Consider the following 739-nt stretch of genomic DNA (forward strand, 5'->3'; position numbering starts at 1 on the left):
CGTAACAAGGTAGCCGTATCGGAAGGTGCGGCTGGATCACCTCCTTTCTATGGAGAATCGTTTCCTGCAACGGAAACATTCAAATATAAAAACTAGCCAGGTCGGCTAGTTGCTCACTCGTTGCTCAGTTTTGAGAGAGCAAGTCTCTTTCAATTTAATACAGTATATGATTGATTGGCATCAATCATGCGTTTGGTGGCGATAGCGGAGGGGTTCCACACGTACCCATCCCGAACACGACCGTTAAGCCCTCCAGCGCCGATGGTACTTGGACCGCAGGGTCCTGGGAGAGTAGGACGTTGCCAAGCGCAGCCCTTTAGGGTTTTGCACAAGCAAGATTCATGGGCCCTTAGCTCAGCTGGTTAGAGCGCACCCCTGATAAGGGTGAGGTCGGTGGTTCGAGTCCACTAGGGCCCACCATATAACTTTATAACACTTTTACTATGGGGCCATAGCTCAGCTGGGAGAGCGCCTGCCTTGCAAGCAGGAGGTCAGCGGTTCGATCCCGCTTGGCTCCACCATAAGATTCTTTCAAACATGGTCATAAAATTTCATTCGCACATATCGTGATGGACCGAACATTTTATGGTCGCAACAAAGTTGCTCTTTGAAAACTAGATAAACGAAACAATTTTGCGATTTAGAAATATCCTTTTCACTTTACTCGTGTCAAACAAGTAAAGATGAAATAGAGTGCTTAGTGAGGTTTTTGGATGAAGAGCGACTTTTGACGTAGTCA

2 tRNA genes and 1 rRNA gene are annotated in these 739 nt (G+C 47.1%); all 3 read left to right on the forward strand.

What is annotated here, in order from left to right:
- Positions 1-191 precede the first annotated feature (191 nt).
- The 3 genes from rrf to ACFSVM_RS25055 all read left to right on the forward strand — a co-directional run bounded on the left by rrf (position 192) and on the right by ACFSVM_RS25055 (position 521).
- Positions 192-308: ribosomal RNA gene (gene rrf, locus ACFSVM_RS25045) — 5S ribosomal RNA — on the forward strand.
- 35 nt (positions 309-343) lie between these two features.
- Positions 344-420, forward strand: a tRNA-Ile gene (locus ACFSVM_RS25050).
- Positions 421-445: 25 nt separating this feature from the next.
- Positions 446-521, forward strand: a tRNA-Ala gene (locus ACFSVM_RS25055).
- The last annotated feature ends 218 nt before the right edge of the window (positions 522-739 follow it).

The sequence above is a fragment of the Paenibacillus shunpengii genome, assembly GCF_042684905.1.
GTDB lineage: Bacteria > Bacillota > Bacilli > Paenibacillales > Paenibacillaceae > Paenibacillus > Paenibacillus shunpengii.